This is a genomic window from Variovorax sp. V35 (assembly GCF_041154465.1).
GTDB lineage: Bacteria > Pseudomonadota > Gammaproteobacteria > Burkholderiales > Burkholderiaceae_C > Variovorax > Variovorax boronicumulans.
The window spans coordinates 6,315,416-6,329,962 of sequence record NZ_AP028666.1; the positions used below are offsets into that span (position 1 = coordinate 6,315,416).

The following is a 14,547-nucleotide window of genomic DNA, read 5'->3' on the forward strand; positions in this document are numbered from 1 at the left end:
AGGCCGCATGCGGCGAGCACCCATCGCAAGTGGGGTCGGGCGCCGCATCCACCAGGGGCACCTAGGGGACGCGGCCACGAAAAAGCCGCCCGAGGGCGGCTTCTTGTCTCGCAACGAGCAGGGGATCAGCGCTTGCTGAACTGCTTGCGGCGACGGGCGGAGTGCAGACCGACCTTCTTACGCTCGACTTCACGTGCGTCACGCGTCACGAAGCCGGCTTGGCTCAGGACGGGCTTCAGCGAAGCGTCGTAGTCGATCAGGGCACGGGTGATGCCGTGGCGCGTGGCGCCGGCTTGACCCGATTCGCCGCCGCCGTTCACGTTGACCATCACGTCGAAAGCTTCGAGGTTGTTGGTCAGCGCCAGGGGCTGCTTGGCGATCATGATCGAGGTTTCACGGCCGAAGAACGCTTGGATGTCCTTGCCGTTGACCGTGATCTTGCCGGTGCCTTTTTTCAGAAACACACGGGCGACGCTGGATTTGCGACGGCCGGTGCCATTGTTCCATTCACCAATCATTCTCAAGGCTCCTTACAGTTCCAGCACTTTGGGCTGTTGGGCGGTATGCGGGTGCTCAGCACCACCGTACACCTTGAGTTTCTTGATCATCGCGTAACCAAGCGGGCCCTTGGGCAGCATGCCCTTGACAGCCTTTTCCAGGGCGCGGCCCGGGTGCTTGTTCTGCATGTCGCGGAAGTTCGTCGCCGTGATACCGCCCGGGTAGCCCGAGTGACGGTAGTACACCTTGTCGATCGACTTGGCGCCGGTGACGCGCAGTTGCGCGGCGTTGATGATGACGATGTAGTCACCGGTATCGACGTGAGGCGTGTAAATGGCCTTGTGTTTGCCGCGCAAACGGAGAGCAACTTCGCTGGCTACTCGTCCGAGGACCTTGTCGGTCGCGTCAATCACAAACCACTCGTGCGTCACGTCAGCGGGCTTGGCGCTGAACGTTTTGGTCATGAGTTTTTCTCTTGAAAGAGGGTTTGGCGAGCCCTTTTCCACGGTCGGCGTTCCTCTGATGGGAATCTCTTAGGTGGGTTTTCACGCCTTCCGCCCAATGAAAGGGCGGCTGGCATGCCTTCGCCGCGGGGCTACAAAAACGCTGCGAAGCCCGCGATTATATGAAGAAATGGCCAAACGGCCAATTTCCGGGCTTCCGGGGGCCTCAGCGCTGGATGCGGACCAGTTCCAGGGTCTCGCTGGTCACGGCGGCATAGCCGCGTCGGTACATGGCCTCGAAGTTGACGATCCGCCTCAGCTCGGGGCTGTAAAGAACGGCCGCCTTGAAGGGCGTGCCAACGGGCGCAGCGCCGGTGCCATAGGAGACGTAGATCCAGCCGTCATAAGCGATGCGCACCACATTGAGCTCCACGCCGTCCACGCGTGCCGTGTGTTCAGCGCCCACCGAGGCGTTGAGTTCATGCCGCAGCCGGTCCTCGGTGGTCGCCACATAGTCGAGGTGCCAGCGCATGCCCGGCTGGACGTCGTCCTTCGGCGCCCAGCCGCCCGGCGGCGATGCGCTGTCGAACAGACCGCCAACCGACGAAGTGAGGGTCACCACCTGCCCGTTCGTCTTTTCGATCCGGCTGCCCGCGTTGAACGACACCTCGTCGCCGTTGACCCGGTCCACCCGATAGATCACCGGCGTGCGGTTGCCCGTCAGCCGGTCGGTGCGCACGTACTCGAGCGCGTCGCCGGCGCGCAGCGGCTCCGCCAGCGCCACGCCGGCGCTGCGGCGGGCGCCGCCTTCGGGCTCACGCGCCCGAGCCGCCAGCTGCGCCTGGGCGCGGGCTGGCAGTTCCGCCAGGAACTCGGCCGGCATGGCGAAATTCAGGTTGCCGCCGTCGCGGGCGGCGAAGGTGGTGATGCCCAGCAGGCGGCCGTCGCTGTCGAACAGCCCGCCGCCGCTCGACCCGGGCGCAATCGCCGCCGTGGTCTGCAGCAGCCGCGCCTCGCCGTCGCCGCCGCGCAGGCCCGACAGCAGGCCTTCGCTGAGCGTGTTTTCCAGCCCGCGCGGGTTGCCGATGGCGTACACGCGCTGCCCCACCCGCGCGGTGCCAGCAGGCGCCAGCGCCACCGGCGGCGCCGTGAAGTTGGCGACCTTGATCTGGCACAGGTCGCGCCCCGGGTCCGGGTATTCGAGCGTGGCACCGTAGGTGACGTTGTCGCGCTTGACCACGAAATTGCTGGCCTTGGCGAGCACATGGCAGTTGGTGACGAGCCGGCCGGGCGCGATCACCACGGCGCTGCCGGCGCGCAGCGGACGCTCCTGCGCGTCGAAGGTGCGCACGGCCCAGACGCTGCCGGTCAGCTTGGCGAACAGGGCGTCGGGCTCCAGCGCGGCGGCGGGGCCGGCAGCCAGCAGCGCGCCCGCGGCGCATAGCCACGGCGCGGCGTTCTTCCAGATCGGCTTCACGGCTTGGCGGGCAGCAGGCCGCGCAGGTCGTCCATCGAGACGCGGGCGTCGGGCGCGGCGGACGGCGCCGCAGGTGCGGGGCGCGCCGGAGCGGGCGGCGCGACCGCCACGGGAGGCGGCTGTGGCGCGACCACGGCCGGCGCGGGCGCAGGCACAGGCGCTGCCACGGCCGTCTTCGGCGCCGGCGCGGCCGCCATTTCGGTCGTGCCGATCTTCATGCCAGTCGTCGCCTCGTCCCCGGTCTGCGCGCTGCGGTCGAAGCTGCGCACCTCGCCGAAAATCAGCTGGATCCAGCTCGGGTAGTTGAAGCCCGCGCCGGTGCCGGTGTCGATCGCCACGCCGACCAGGCCGCCGATCATCACGTTGCCGACCAGGCCCACGTTGACGCGCGAAATCGCCTGGCCGCGGGCTGGCGGCAGGCCGGACTGGGTGCATTCGATGTTCAGGTTCTCGCCCGAGCGCCGCACGGGCAGGGTCAGGCCGGAGCGCACCACCGCATCATTGCGGTCGTTGGAGACCCGGCAGCGGGCGCCGTCGACCACCTTGCCCTCGGGCGACAGGGTCTCGACCTTCACGTTCTGCGTGGTGCCGTGGGTCACGGAGGCGCAGCCCGTCAAAATAGACAAAACACCCGCGCCGACGCACAGGCCCCAAAATCGCCATCCGGCTCCTCGCATTGCTGCCCCTCGTTGTGTTTTGTAAATCAATGTAGCGCCGCGCGAGTCTAGCGCTCCCCTTTCCACTTTTTCAGGCCTCATTCCATGTTCAGTTACCGCCACGCGTTCCATGCCGGCAACCACGCCGACGTGCTCAAGCACACGGTCCTGATTGCCACCCTCGACCACCTGCTTGAAAAAGACGCCGCGCTGACCGTCGTCGACACCCACGCCGGCGCCGGCTTGTACCGGCTCGACGGCGACTACGCCGGCACCAGCGGCGAAGCGGCCGACGGCGTGCTGCGCTTCTTCGCCGCGCCGGACAAAGCCCCCGACACGCCCGCCCCCGCCGCCAAGTCGACGGGCAAGAAGCCCGCAGCCCCCGCCGAAGAAAAGCCGGTCGCCGAAGCCATCGCCCGCTACCTGAGCGTGATCCACGACTTCAACCCCAAGGGCGGCGCCCGCGTCTACCCCGGCTCGCCGTTCATCGTGCAGCACCTGCTGCGCGACCACGACAAGCTCAAGCTGTTCGAGCTGCACCCGACCGACGCCCGCACGCTGGACGCCAACATCGCCCAGCTCGAGGCCGGCCGCCGCATCGCCGTGCTGCGCGACGACGGCTTCGGCAGCGCCACCAAGTTCCTGCCGCCGCCCTCGCGCCGCGCGCTGGTGCTGATGGACCCGAGCTACGAAATGAAGACCGACTACGGCCGCGTGCTCGACTTCGCGGCCGAGGCGCTCAAGCGCTTCGCCACCGGCACGTATGCCGTCTGGTACCCGATCATTCCGCGCCCCGAGGCGCACGACCTGCCGCGCCGCCTGAAAACGATGGCGACCAAGGCCGGCAAGCCGTGGCTGCACGCCACGCTGACCGTCAAGTCGAGCAAGATCACGAAGGACGCCGCCTCGGGCGAAACGCAACGCCCGGGCCTGCCGGCCAGCGGGATGTTCCTGATCAACCCGCCCTACACGCTGAAGGCGCAACTGGCCGAGGCGCTGCCCCAGCTGGCCGAGCGCCTGGCCCAGGACCGCAACGCCGCCTACTCGCTCGAGAGCGGCGGCTGAGGGCAGCCGCTCAGCGGCGCTTGCGCGGCGGCACGATCACCCGCTTGCGCGCAGGGGCCGGCGCACGAACGCGCGACGTCGGCGCCTCGGGCAACAGCGCGGGCTGCAGATCTTCCGCCGCCACGGCCTGGCCGCCGCAGCGCATGCCCTCGCGGTCGATGACCGACAGCGCCACCTGCTTGATGCCCATGCTCGTGAGACCGATGCGGTCGGCCGCGGCGCGGCTCAGGTCGATGATGCGGCCCGGCGTGAAGGGCCCGCGGTCATTGACGCGCACCAGCACCTCGCTGCCGTTGACCAGGCTGCGCACGCACACGCGGGTGTTGAAGGGCAGCGTCTTGTGGGCCGCCGTCATGGCGCCCATGTCGAAGCGCTCGCCGTTGGCGGTCTTGCGCTGGTGGAACTGGATGCCGTACCACGAGGCGCCGCCGCGCTCGAAGATCTCGCGCGGCTCATCGCCGGGCACGCCATCGTCCAGCGACTCGCCGGTGCCCGACACCGCGAGGTCGTAGCGCACCGACGGCACGGCCGAGCGCGGGGCGGCGCCGGGCGGCACGGCCAGGCCGCGTCCCAGCGGCTGCAGCCGCTTGCCGGACGCCGCCGCGGCGGTGTCCGCGTCTTTCTCCTGCGTGGCAGGCGGCATGGTGCACCCTGCGAGCACGCAGGAGACCGCGACGGCGACCGCGCGCAGCCCTCTCAATCCAGGCGCTCCAGAATGGCCAGCGTGGCCGCCGACTGGTTCATCGTGTAGAAGTGGATCGCGGGTGCGCCGCCTTCTTGCAGGCGCGCGCACAGGTCGGTCACCACGTCCAGGCCGAAGGCCTTGATGGAAGCAGTGTCGTCGCCGAAGCCCTGCAGCCGCAGGCGGATCCAGCGCGGAATCTCGGCGCCGCAGGCGTCCGAGAAACGCATGAGCTGCGTCGAGCTCGTGATGGGCATGATGCCCGGCACGATCGGCGTGTCGAGCCCCAGCTTGCGCGCGTCGTCGACGAAGCGGAAGTAGGCCTCGGGGCTGAAGAAATACTGCGTGATGGCCGAGTCGGCCCCGGCCTTCATCTTGGTCGCGAAGGCCTGCAGGTCGGCTTCGGGCGAGCGCGCCTGCGGATGCACTTCGGGGTAGCAGGCCACCTCGATGTGGAAGTCGCGGCCGGTCTCCTCGCGGATGAAGGCGACGAGGTCGCTCGCGTACTGGAACTCGCCGCCGATGCCGTAGCCGCTGGGCAGGTCGCCGCGCAGCGCGACGAGGCGCTTGACGCCCATGGCCTTCAGCTCGGCCAGCTGCTCGCGCACGGTGGCGCGCGTGGCGCCGATGCACGAGAAATGGCTGGCAGCGTCCACGCCCTCGGCCAGGATCTCCTGCACCGCACCGAAGGTGCCCTGGTGCGTGGAGCCGCCCGCGCCGTAGGTGACGGAGCAGAACTGCGGCTTGCGCGCATACAGCTGCTGGCGCACGGCGCGCAGCTTGACCGCGCCTTCGGGCGTCTTGGTCGGGAAGAATTCGAAACTCAGCGGAAGGCGCACCTGCGTCTCCTTAGGAACCGTCGCCCGCCTTGGCAGCAGCACGAACGGCGTGAATGAAAAACTCGCGGTTGCCGTCGCCCCCGGCGATCGGGCTGTCGAACCAGCGCAGCACCTTCAGCTCGAGCGCCGCGCAGGCGTCGTGCAGGCGCTTCTCGACCACAGCGTACATCGCCTCGTCGCGCACGATGCCGCCCTTGCCGACCTGGCCGGGCTGCAGCTCGAACTGCGGCTTGACCAGCATCAGCAGCTGGCCGTCGTCGGCCAGGAACTGCACCACGGCCGGCAGCACCAGCGTGAGCGAAATGAACGACAGGTCGCCGACGATGAGGTCGAAGCGCGGCTCGGCCGGGGCTTCGACAACTTCGAGCGCCTCACCCACCTCGTCGTCCTCGCCCTCGTCCACCTGCAGATCGGCCGGCGACAGCGCCCGCGCATTGACGCCTTCGATGGCGACCACGCGTTCGTCCTCGCGCATGCGCGCATGCAGCTGCCCGTGGCCCACATCGACGCCCACCACCTTGGCGGCGCCGTGCTGCAGCAGGCAGTCGGTGAAGCCACCGGTCGACTGGCCGACGTCCAGGCAGAGCTTGCCGGTCGGGTCCACGCCGCTGGTCTTCAGCGCACCTTCGAGCTTGAGGCCGCCGCGCGACACGTAGCGTGCCTCGGCGGCGTCGGCGAGCTCGAGCTCGGCCGACTCGGGCACTTCGTCCTTGTTCTTGGCGACGTTGCGCCACGCGTCGCCCGTGCCCGCGTCACGCCAGCGCATGCCGCCGGCGATGAGCCGCACGGCTTGCGAACGCGACGCGGCCAGGCCGCGCTCCACCAACAGTTGATCGGCGCGCACGCGGATCAATAGCGGTAGGTGTCCGGCTTGTAAGGGCCGTTCTTGTCCACGCCGATGTAGGCGGCTTGCGAGTCGGTCAGCTCGGTGAGCATGGCGCCGACCTTCTTCAGGTGCAGGCGCGCGACCTTCTCGTCCAGGTGCTTGGGCAGCACGTAGACCTTGCCGGCCTGGTAGGCGTCGGGCTTGGTGAACAGCTCGATCTGCGCGATCGTCTGGTTGGCGAACGACGACGACATCACGAAGCTCGGGTGGCCCGTGCCGCAGCCCAGGTTCACGAGGCGGCCCTTGGCCAGCAGGATGATCTTCTTGCCGTCCGGGAAGGTGATGTGGTCCACCTGCGGCTTGATCTCTTCCCACTCGTACTTCTCGATCGACGCGACGTCGATCTCGTTGTCGAAGTGGCCGATGTTGCAGACGATGGCCTGGTCCTTCATGGCGGCCATGTGCTCGTGGCGGATCACGTCGCGGTTGCCGGTGGTGGTCACGAAGATGTCGGCCTTGTCGGCGGCGTACTCCATGGTCACGACCTTGTAGCCTTCCATGGCGGCCTGCAGGGCGTTGATCGGGTCGATTTCGGTGACCCACACCTGCGCCGACAGTGCACGCAGCGCCTGGGCCGAGCCCTTGCCCACGTCGCCGTAGCCGGCCACGCAGGCCACCTTGCCGGCGATCATCACGTCGGTCGCGCGCTTGATGCCGTCCACCAGCGATTCGCGGCAGCCGTACAGGTTGTCGAACTTGCTCTTGGTGACCGAGTCGTTCACGTTGATGGCGCGGAACAGCAGCGTGCCCTTGGCGCTCATCTCGTTCAGGCGGTGCACGCCGGTGGTGGTCTCTTCGGTCACGCCGATGATCTCGGCCGACTTGCGGGTGTACCAGGTGTCGTCCACGGCCAGCTTGGCCTTGATGGCGGCGTAAAGAATGCGCTCTTCTTCGCTGGTCGGGTTGGCGAGCACGCCCAGGTCCTTCTCGGCGCGCTGGCCCAGGTGCATGAGCAGCGTGGCGTCGCCGCCGTCGTCCAGGATCATGTTCGGGCCTTCGCCCTTCGAGCCCTTGGGACCGAAGTCGAAGATGGCGTGGGTGTAGTCCCAGTAGTCCTTCAGCGACTCGCCCTTGATGGCGAACACCGGCGTGCCGGCGGCGGCGATGGCGGCGGCGGCGTGGTCCTGCGTCGAGAAGATGTTGCACGAGGCCCAGCGCACTTCGGCGCCCAGGGCTTGCAGCGTCTCGATGAGCACGGCCGTCTGGATGGTCATGTGCAGCGAGCCCGTGATGCGCGCGCCCTTCAGGGCCTGGCCCTTCGAGAACTCTTCACGGATGGCCATCAGGCCGGGCATCTCGGTTTCGGCGATCTTGATTTCCTTGCGGCCCCAGGCGGCAAGGGACAGGTCGGCAATCGCCTGGTCGGCGGTCGAGACGGGGGTGGGCTTGAGTACAGCGCTCATGTGAACTCCAAAACTGGTTTGAAAGATGCCACTGCGTACGGGGAAGAAAGACTCACCGCGAGAACAGCGGGTGAGCGTGGTTGCGATGTGGTCCGAGCCTCACGCCTGACGGCGCTGCAACGCTCCTCGGAGCGCCGGATTGTAGTCGCGGCCGCCCGGCCCGCCAATCGACCGGGGCATCCCACATCACGGAAAGCGCGGACACCCGCCAGGCCGGGCCGTGCCGCGCGGGCCACCCCGGGAAACTCCGCAGGCAAATCCGCGCTTGGAGCGCCCTGAGCCGCGCCGGCCCGGCGTATCGTGGCGGCGGGCCCCGGCCGCCCGGCCGCTGCCTGCATCCACCCGTTCGATTGTTTTCATCACCCGACACAGGAGATTCCGCACCATGGCCACTGCCAAGAAAGCCGCCGCGAAAAAAACCACCGCCAGCAGCGCCGGCGCGAAGCAGGCGGCGCCGTCCGCCGCGGACATGCTCGATCCGATGAAGAACCTCAAGGGCATGGCCGAGCGCCTGCAGAACCTGAACCTCACCGGCGGCGCCGGCAAGCTGCTCGACAGCGGCCGCAAGGACCTGCAGGCGCTGATGCAGGCCAACGAGAAGTCCTACCAGGGCCTGCAGACCGTGGTGCAGCGACAGACCGAGATGATCAAGACGGCCATCGCCGAATGGCAGACCGCCGCCAAGGCGATGCCGGGCAAGGACCCGAAGGAAAACCTCGCCAAGCTCGACGAGCTGGGCCGCCAGTCGTTCCAGCGCGCCGTCGACGACATCAAGGAGCTGGCCACCCTGGCCGCCAAGTCGCAGGCCGACGCCTTCGATGTGGTGCGCCAGCGCATCCAGGCCAACGTGGACGAGGTCACGAAGCTGCTGCAGCGCAAGTAACAGGAAGCAAAGAAAGGCCCGCATGACCGCCGTCGCGCCCCGCACCGAACGGCGCACCCGCGCCAACGGCATCGAACTGGCCTGGGACAGCTTCGGCGACCCCGAGGCGCCGCCGCTGTTGCTGGTCATGGGCCTCGGCGCCCAGATGGTCGCGTGGGACGACGCGTTCTGCGCCGCCCTGGCGCAGGCCGGCGGCCACTACGTGATCCGCTTCGACAACCGCGACATCGGCCACTCCACCCACCTGCCGCACGCCGGCGTGCCCGACATCCAGGCGCTGATGCTGCAGGCCATGGCCGGGCGCCCGCTGCAGGTGCCCTACACGCTGCGCGACATGGCCGACGACTGCGCCGGCCTGCTCGACGCGCTGGGCATCGCGCGCGCCCACGTCGTGGGGGCGTCGATGGGCGGCGCCATCGGGCAGGAGATGGCCATCCATCACCCGGGGCGGATGCGCTCGCTCACCAGCATCATGTCGAGCACCGGCGACCCGGCCCTGCCGCCGCCCACGCCCGAGGCGCTGGCGGTGCTGTTCGCGCCCGCGCCGACCAGCTTCGAGGCCTACCTGCCGCACCACGCCAAGCTGTGGCGCGTGCTGCGCGGCCCCGACGCCTTTCCGCTCGACGAGGCGCGCGACGCCGAGCGCGCGCAGCTCGCCTTCCTGCGCGGCCTCAACCCGGGCGGCGTGGCGCGCCAGCTGGCGGCCGTGTTCGCGTCGGGCAACCGCAAGCCGGCACTGCGCGCGGTGCAGGTGCCCACGCTGGTGATCCACGGCGATGTCGATCCGCTGGTGCCCGTGGCCTGCGGCATCGACGTGGCCGAGGCCATTCCCGGCGCGACGCTGCTGCGCATCCCGCGCATGGGCCATGCGCTGCCGATCGCGATGTGGCCGCAGATCATCGAGGCCATCGCCGCGCACACCGCACGGGCGGCGCGGCGCGACGATCACTGAAGAAAAAGAGACAACGACAAGAAACCCAGACGGAGGTGTTTTTCATGAGCCAGTTTCCGTCCCTCGATCCCATGGCCCTGTGGCGCGAGCTCACGGCCCAGTGGGAAAAAAGCACCAACGAATTCGCCAACGAAGCCATGGCCTCGGACCCGTTCCGCCAGGGCATGCATGGCGGCATGAACGCCTCGCTCACCGCGCAGAAGGCGGTGGGCGACCTGATGGCGCGCTACCTCACGCTGCTGAACCTGCCCACGCGCGCCGACCTGCAGGCGCTGGGCGAGCAGCTGCACCGCATCGACGACCACCTGGCGGGCATCCGGCGCGCGCTGGAAGGCGGAGGCGGACCTGCCGCGCGGACTGCCGATGCGGCCACCGCCCCGCCCCGACCGCGTCGCACCAAGCAGCCGCCCACGGCGGCGGCAGCGCCCGCACCGGCCGCCAAGGCCGCCGCCCCCAGGAAACGCCCCGCCGGAAAGCGCCGCCCATGAGCGCGCCGCCCGACACCTTCCAGCTGCCCGACATCCGCGGCGAGATCGAGCGCACGATCCAGCGCAACATCAAGGGGCTGGACTTCCTGACCTCGACCGCGCCCGCCGTCGGCCTCACGCCCAAGGACGAGATCCACCGGCGCGGCACGCTGAGCCTGTACCACTACCGCCCGATGGTCGACGAGATCTACCGCGTGCCGGTGCTCATGGTGATGGCCACCACCAACCGCGCCTACATCTTCGACCTCGCGCCGGGCCAGAGCATGGTCGAGTACCTGCTGCTCAAGGGCTACGACGTCTACGTGATGGACTGGAACGCACCGCGCCCCGACGAGAAGCGCCTGCGCATCGAGGACTACGTGCTCGACTTCATTCCCGACTCGATCCGCCGCGTGCAGGAGGACTCGGGCGAGGACGACGTGACCATCGCCGGCTACTGCATGGGCGGCGTGCTCTCCACGCTGTACGCGGCGCTGCACCCCGGCGGGCCGATGAAGAACCTCGCGCTCTTCACCACGCCGATCGACTTCAGCCGCATGAAGCTCTTTCATGCGTGGTCCGACCGGCGTTTTTTCGACGTCGACCGCCTCATCGACACCGTGGGCAACGTGCCGCCCGAGATGCTGTTCGCCTCCTTCGACATGCTGCGCCCCGCCGGGCGCGGCGCCGGGCTGGTGCAGCTGTGGGACAACATGGCCAACGACGAGTTCGTCAAGTCGTACCGCATGTTCGACCGCTGGGGCGCCGAGATGCTGCCGCTGGCCGGCGAGTACTTCCGCCAGACGGTGAAGGAGCTCATGTGGGACAACAAGCTGCACAAGGGCGAGCTGGTGCTCGGCGGGCGCCCGGTGCTGCTGAAGAACATCACCGTGCCGGTGCTGCACGCGCTGGCGCAGCACGACCACATCGTGCCCTACGAGGCGGGGCAGCCGCTGATCGCCGGCATCGGCTCCACCGACAAGGAAGAGGTGGTGCTCAAGGGCGGCCACGTGAGCCTGGCGGCCGGCACCAACGCCGTGCGGCGGCTGTGGCCCAAGCTCGACGAGTGGCTGGGCGTGCGCTCCACCTGACGAAGACAACCATCGAACACCTTCCCATGACCGCACCTTCTTCCCGCACCTACCCGCGCACCGTTTCCCACGCGGACGGCGACATCGCCCTGCGCCTCATGACCGGCGCCGACGCCCCCGCCGTGCTGTCCTTCGCGCAGGCGCTGCCGGCGCACGACCTGCTCTTTCTGCCGCGCGACATCACCGAGCCCAAGGTGATGGCCGCCTGGGTCCGCGCCATCGAGCGCGGCGACATCGACAGCGTGCTCGCCGTGCGCGACGGCGCCGTGCTGGGCTGCGCCGCCGTCATCCGCGACCCGCATTCGTGGTCGGGCCATGTCGCCGAGCTGCGCGTGCTGGTGTCGCCCGCGCTGCGCGGCGGCGGCCTGGGCCAGCAGCTGGCGCAGGAAGGCTGCGCGCTGGCCTTCGCGCACGGGCAGGAAAAGATCGTCGCCCAGATGACCGTCGACCAGCGCGGCGCCATCGCCGTCTTCCAGGCCCTGGGCTTCCGGCCCGAGGCCCTGCTCACGCGCCACGTGAAGGACCGCGAGGGCAAGGCGCACGACCTCGTGGTGCTGAGCCAGGACGCGGCGCAGGTCGAGGCGCAGATGCGGGCGTACGGGGTGACGGAGGCGTTTTAGGCCTACAGCCCGGGGTTGGCGGGGCGGCCTCCTAAAATCGGGGGATTCCCCTGCAGATTGCCCACCTTGTCTTTTCTCGCCGAAACCCGCCGCCGTCGCACCTTCGCGATCATTTCCCACCCTGACGCCGGCAAGACCACGCTGACCGAAAAACTGCTGCTGTTCTCGGGCGCGATCCAGATCGCCGGCTCGGTGAAGGCGCGCAAGGCCTCGCGCCACGCCACCTCCGACTGGATGGAAATCGAGAAGCAGCGCGGCATCTCGGTGGCCTCGTCGGTGATGCAGATGGTGTACCGCGAGCACGTGATCAACCTGCTCGACACGCCCGGCCACAAGGACTTCTCGGAAGACACCTACCGCGTGCTCACCGCCGTCGACTCGGCGCTGATGGTGATCGACGCCGCCAACGGCGTGGAAGCGCAGACGCGCCGGCTGATCGAGGTCTGCCGCCAGCGCGACACGCCCATCATCACCTTCGTCAACAAGATGGACCGGGAAGTGCGCGAGCCGCTGGACATCCTGGACGAGGTGGAGCGCGAGCTCGGCATGCCCTGCGTGCCCATGACCTGGCCCGTGGGCCAGGGCAAGAGCTTCCGCGGCATCATGAACCTGCGCACGCAGGCGATGACGGTGTTCGAGTCGGGCAGCGAGCGGCTGCCGCACGACTTCGAGACCATCCCGCTGAGCGAACGCGACACGCTCGTCAAGCGCTTCGGCGCCGACTTCGAGCACGCCATGGAAAGCATGGAACTGGCCACCGGCGCCTCGCCCACCTGGGACCGCGAGGCCTTCCTGGCGGGCAAGCAGACGCCGGTGTTCTTCGGCTCCGGCGTGAACAACTTCGGCGTGATGGAAGTGCTCGACGCGCTGGTCGACCTGGCGCCCTCGCCGCAGTCGCGCACCAGCACCACGCTGGTCAACCGCCAGCCGGTGGTGAAAGAGATCCAGCCCGAGGACAAGGACTTCGCGGGCGTGGTCTTCAAGGTGCAGGCCAACATGGACGCCAACCACCGCGACCGCATCGCCTTCGTGCGCATGGCCTCGGGCAAGTACACGCCGGGCATGAAGCTCAAGGTGCAGCGCACGTCGAAAGAGCTGCGCCCCACCAGCGTCGTGACCTTCATGAGCCAGCGCCGCGAGGCGGTGGAAGAGGCCTACGCCGGCGACATCGTGGGCTTCACCACGCACGGCGGCGTGCAGCTGGGCGACACCATCACCGACGGCGCGAACCTGCAGTTCACCGGGCTGCCCTTCTTCGCGCCCGAGCTGTTCATGACCGTGATCCTGAAGAACCCGCTGCGCACCAAGCAGCTGCAGCAGGGCCTGGCCCAGTTGGGCGAGGAAGGCGCGATCCAGGTGTTCCGCCCCGAGGTCGGCGGCCCGATGCTGCTGGGCGCGGTCGGCCAGCTGCAGTTCGAAGTGGTGCAGCACCGCCTGAAGGCCGAGTACGACGCCGACGTGCGGCTCGAAGGTTGCCAGTACACGGGCGCGCGCTGGATCACGGCCGACACCCCGGCCGAGCTGCGCGAGTTCGTCCACGCGTACCCGGTGCGCATGGCCAAGGATGCGGCCGACACGCTGGCCTTTTTGTGCACCTCGCCGTACGACGTGCGGCTGGCGCAGGAGCGTTTTCCGAAGATCCACTTCCATCCGCTGCGCGAGCACGCGGGGCTGGCGCTGCAGAGCGCGGGCTGATCGATCGATCGGATGACCGTCGGGCGCGTCAGCTGCCCGACGAGGTGTAGTGGCGCAGCCCGAGGCGCCACGCACCGAACGCCGCCGCGAGGAACACGAAGCCCGCGAGCGGCGACACCCACCCCACCCAGGCCGGCGCGCCCAACGGATCGGGCTTGCCCAGGATCGCCAGCACCGGGTAGTACGCCACGCAGGCCAGCGGCACGATGAAGGTCAGCACGCGGCGGAACCACTGCGCATAGAGCGCCAGCGGGTACTGCGCCGCCTGCACGCCGCCGTAGGTGAGCACGTTGGCGATCTCCAGGCTTTCGACGGTCCAGAACGACAGCGTGCCCTGCAGCACGAGGATGCCGAGGAACAGCGCGATGCCACCGGCCAGGGCGAACAGTGCGATTGCCAAGGCGCTGGGGGTCCATGCGATGTCGGCCTGCACGGTCGCGAAGGCCAGCACGAGCAGGCCCTGCAGCAGACGGCCGAGGCGACTGATGCGCACGTCGTGGCCCATGAGCTGCAACGCGAGCGGACGTGGGCGCAGCAGCAACCGGTCGAAGGTGCCGGTGCGCAGGAACTCGGTGCCCAGCACGTCGAAGCCGCGGCCCAGTGCATCGGCGAGAGCGAACATGCAGTTCACGAGGCCGTAGAACAACGCGACTTCGCCGATGCCCCAGCCTTGCACATCGCCGAAGCGATGGAACAGCGCCCAGACGGCGACGACCTCGATGCCTGTGCCGAGGAACTGGCCGAGGGTGAGCAGCAGTGCGGACGCGGGGTACCTGGCCTGGCCGCTGATGGAGGCGGCCATGAGGCGGAAGAAGAGAGGGAGGGCGCCCATCTTCAATGGCCCTCGCGGCCTGTATCGCCGTGGTTCAGGGCGCGTGCACAGGCCACCG

Annotated in this window: 16 protein-coding genes and 1 riboswitch; of the genes, 7 read left to right on the forward strand and 9 right to left on the reverse strand. The window is 68.8% G+C overall.

All coding sequences use genetic code 11. The features are described 5' to 3' along the window. Positions 1-125: 125 nt before the first annotated feature. The 4 genes from rpsI to ACAM42_RS29100 form a co-directional block, all read right to left on the reverse strand. Positions 126-518, reverse strand: coding sequence for a 30S ribosomal protein S9 (gene rpsI / locus ACAM42_RS29085; protein WP_062479216.1), 393 nt, complete (start codon positions 516-518; stop codon positions 126-128). Positions 519-530: 12 nt separating this feature from the next. Beyond that, positions 531-962 carry a 50S ribosomal protein L13 gene (rplM, locus tag ACAM42_RS29090; RefSeq protein ID WP_062479213.1) on the reverse strand — a complete coding sequence of 144 codons (432 nt, stop codon included), beginning with the start codon at positions 960-962 and terminating at the stop codon, positions 531-533. A 205-nt stretch (positions 963-1,167) separates the two neighbouring features. Further along, positions 1,168-2,418, reverse strand: coding sequence for a S1C family serine protease (locus ACAM42_RS29095; RefSeq protein ID WP_369630228.1), 1,251 nt, complete (start codon positions 2,416-2,418; stop codon positions 1,168-1,170). Then, positions 2,415-3,017: a hypothetical protein gene (locus ACAM42_RS29100; RefSeq protein WP_369630229.1), complete on the reverse strand. Its 603-nt coding sequence runs from the start codon at positions 3,015-3,017 to the stop codon at positions 2,415-2,417. The genes ACAM42_RS29095 and ACAM42_RS29100 overlap by 4 nt, the downstream gene beginning before the upstream one ends. A 162-nt stretch (positions 3,018-3,179) precedes the next feature. Here ACAM42_RS29100 and ACAM42_RS29105 point away from each other — a divergent pair, with 162 nt between their 5' ends. After that, entirely contained in the window at positions 3,180-4,139 is a 960-nt protein-coding gene (locus ACAM42_RS29105; protein ID WP_369630230.1) for a 23S rRNA (adenine(2030)-N(6))-methyltransferase RlmJ, read from the forward strand. Between the two features lie 10 nt (positions 4,140-4,149). Here the strand turns inward: ACAM42_RS29105 and ACAM42_RS29110 are convergent, their stop codons facing one another. From ACAM42_RS29110 to ahcY, 4 genes are read right to left on the reverse strand one after another with little or no spacing between them, the layout of a single operon-like run. Continuing rightward, positions 4,150-4,782 carry a septal ring lytic transglycosylase RlpA family protein gene (locus ACAM42_RS29110; RefSeq protein WP_369630231.1) on the reverse strand — a complete coding sequence of 211 codons (633 nt, stop codon included), beginning with the start codon at positions 4,780-4,782 and terminating at the stop codon, positions 4,150-4,152. 53 nt (positions 4,783-4,835) lie between these two features. Further along, positions 4,836-5,660 carry a methylenetetrahydrofolate reductase [NAD(P)H] gene (gene metF, locus ACAM42_RS29115; RefSeq protein WP_070062884.1) on the reverse strand — a complete coding sequence of 275 codons (825 nt, stop codon included), beginning with the start codon at positions 5,658-5,660 and terminating at the stop codon, positions 4,836-4,838. Positions 5,661-5,670: 10 nt separating this feature from the next. Next, positions 5,671-6,504 (reverse strand): TlyA family RNA methyltransferase, encoded by an 834-nt coding sequence (locus ACAM42_RS29120; protein ID WP_062482356.1) that lies wholly within the window; start codon positions 6,502-6,504, stop codon positions 5,671-5,673. 5 nt (positions 6,505-6,509) lie between these two features. Next, entirely contained in the window at positions 6,510-7,949 is a 1,440-nt protein-coding gene (gene ahcY, locus ACAM42_RS29125; RefSeq protein WP_070062885.1) for an adenosylhomocysteinase, read from the reverse strand. A 65-nt stretch (positions 7,950-8,014) separates the two neighbouring features. Then, positions 8,015-8,083: riboswitch (S-adenosyl-L-homocysteine riboswitch) on the reverse strand. A gap of 251 nt (positions 8,084-8,334) precedes the next feature. Here ahcY and phaP point away from each other — a divergent pair. The 6 genes from phaP to ACAM42_RS29155 all read left to right on the forward strand — a co-directional run bounded on the left by phaP (position 8,335) and on the right by ACAM42_RS29155 (position 13,657). Next, entirely contained in the window at positions 8,335-8,832 is a 498-nt protein-coding gene (phaP, locus tag ACAM42_RS29130; protein ID WP_062482351.1) for a TIGR01841 family phasin, read from the forward strand. 22 nt (positions 8,833-8,854) lie between these two features. Then, the gene (locus ACAM42_RS29135) at positions 8,855-9,784 is read left to right on the forward strand and encodes an alpha/beta fold hydrolase (protein WP_369630232.1); all 930 of its coding nucleotides are present in this window, start codon (positions 8,855-8,857) and stop codon (positions 9,782-9,784) included. Positions 9,785-9,828: 44 nt separating this feature from the next. Continuing rightward, entirely contained in the window at positions 9,829-10,272 is a 444-nt protein-coding gene (locus ACAM42_RS29140; protein WP_369630233.1) for a hypothetical protein, read from the forward strand. After that, positions 10,269-11,342 carry an alpha/beta fold hydrolase gene (locus ACAM42_RS29145; protein WP_369630234.1) on the forward strand — a complete coding sequence of 358 codons (1,074 nt, stop codon included), beginning with the start codon at positions 10,269-10,271 and terminating at the stop codon, positions 11,340-11,342. The genes ACAM42_RS29140 and ACAM42_RS29145 overlap by 4 nt, the downstream gene beginning before the upstream one ends. Before the next feature lie 26 nt (positions 11,343-11,368). Continuing rightward, entirely contained in the window at positions 11,369-11,962 is a 594-nt protein-coding gene (locus tag ACAM42_RS29150) for an N-acetyltransferase family protein (protein WP_369630235.1), read from the forward strand. 66 nt (positions 11,963-12,028) lie between these two features. Then, entirely contained in the window at positions 12,029-13,657 is a 1,629-nt protein-coding gene (locus ACAM42_RS29155; protein WP_095947934.1) for a peptide chain release factor 3, read from the forward strand. A 28-nt stretch (positions 13,658-13,685) separates the two neighbouring features. Here ACAM42_RS29155 and ACAM42_RS29160 read toward each other — a convergent pair whose 3' ends face one another. After that, positions 13,686-14,489, reverse strand: coding sequence for an ABC transporter permease (locus tag ACAM42_RS29160; RefSeq protein ID WP_369630236.1), 804 nt, complete (start codon positions 14,487-14,489; stop codon positions 13,686-13,688). Between the last annotated feature and the right edge of the window lie 58 nt (positions 14,490-14,547).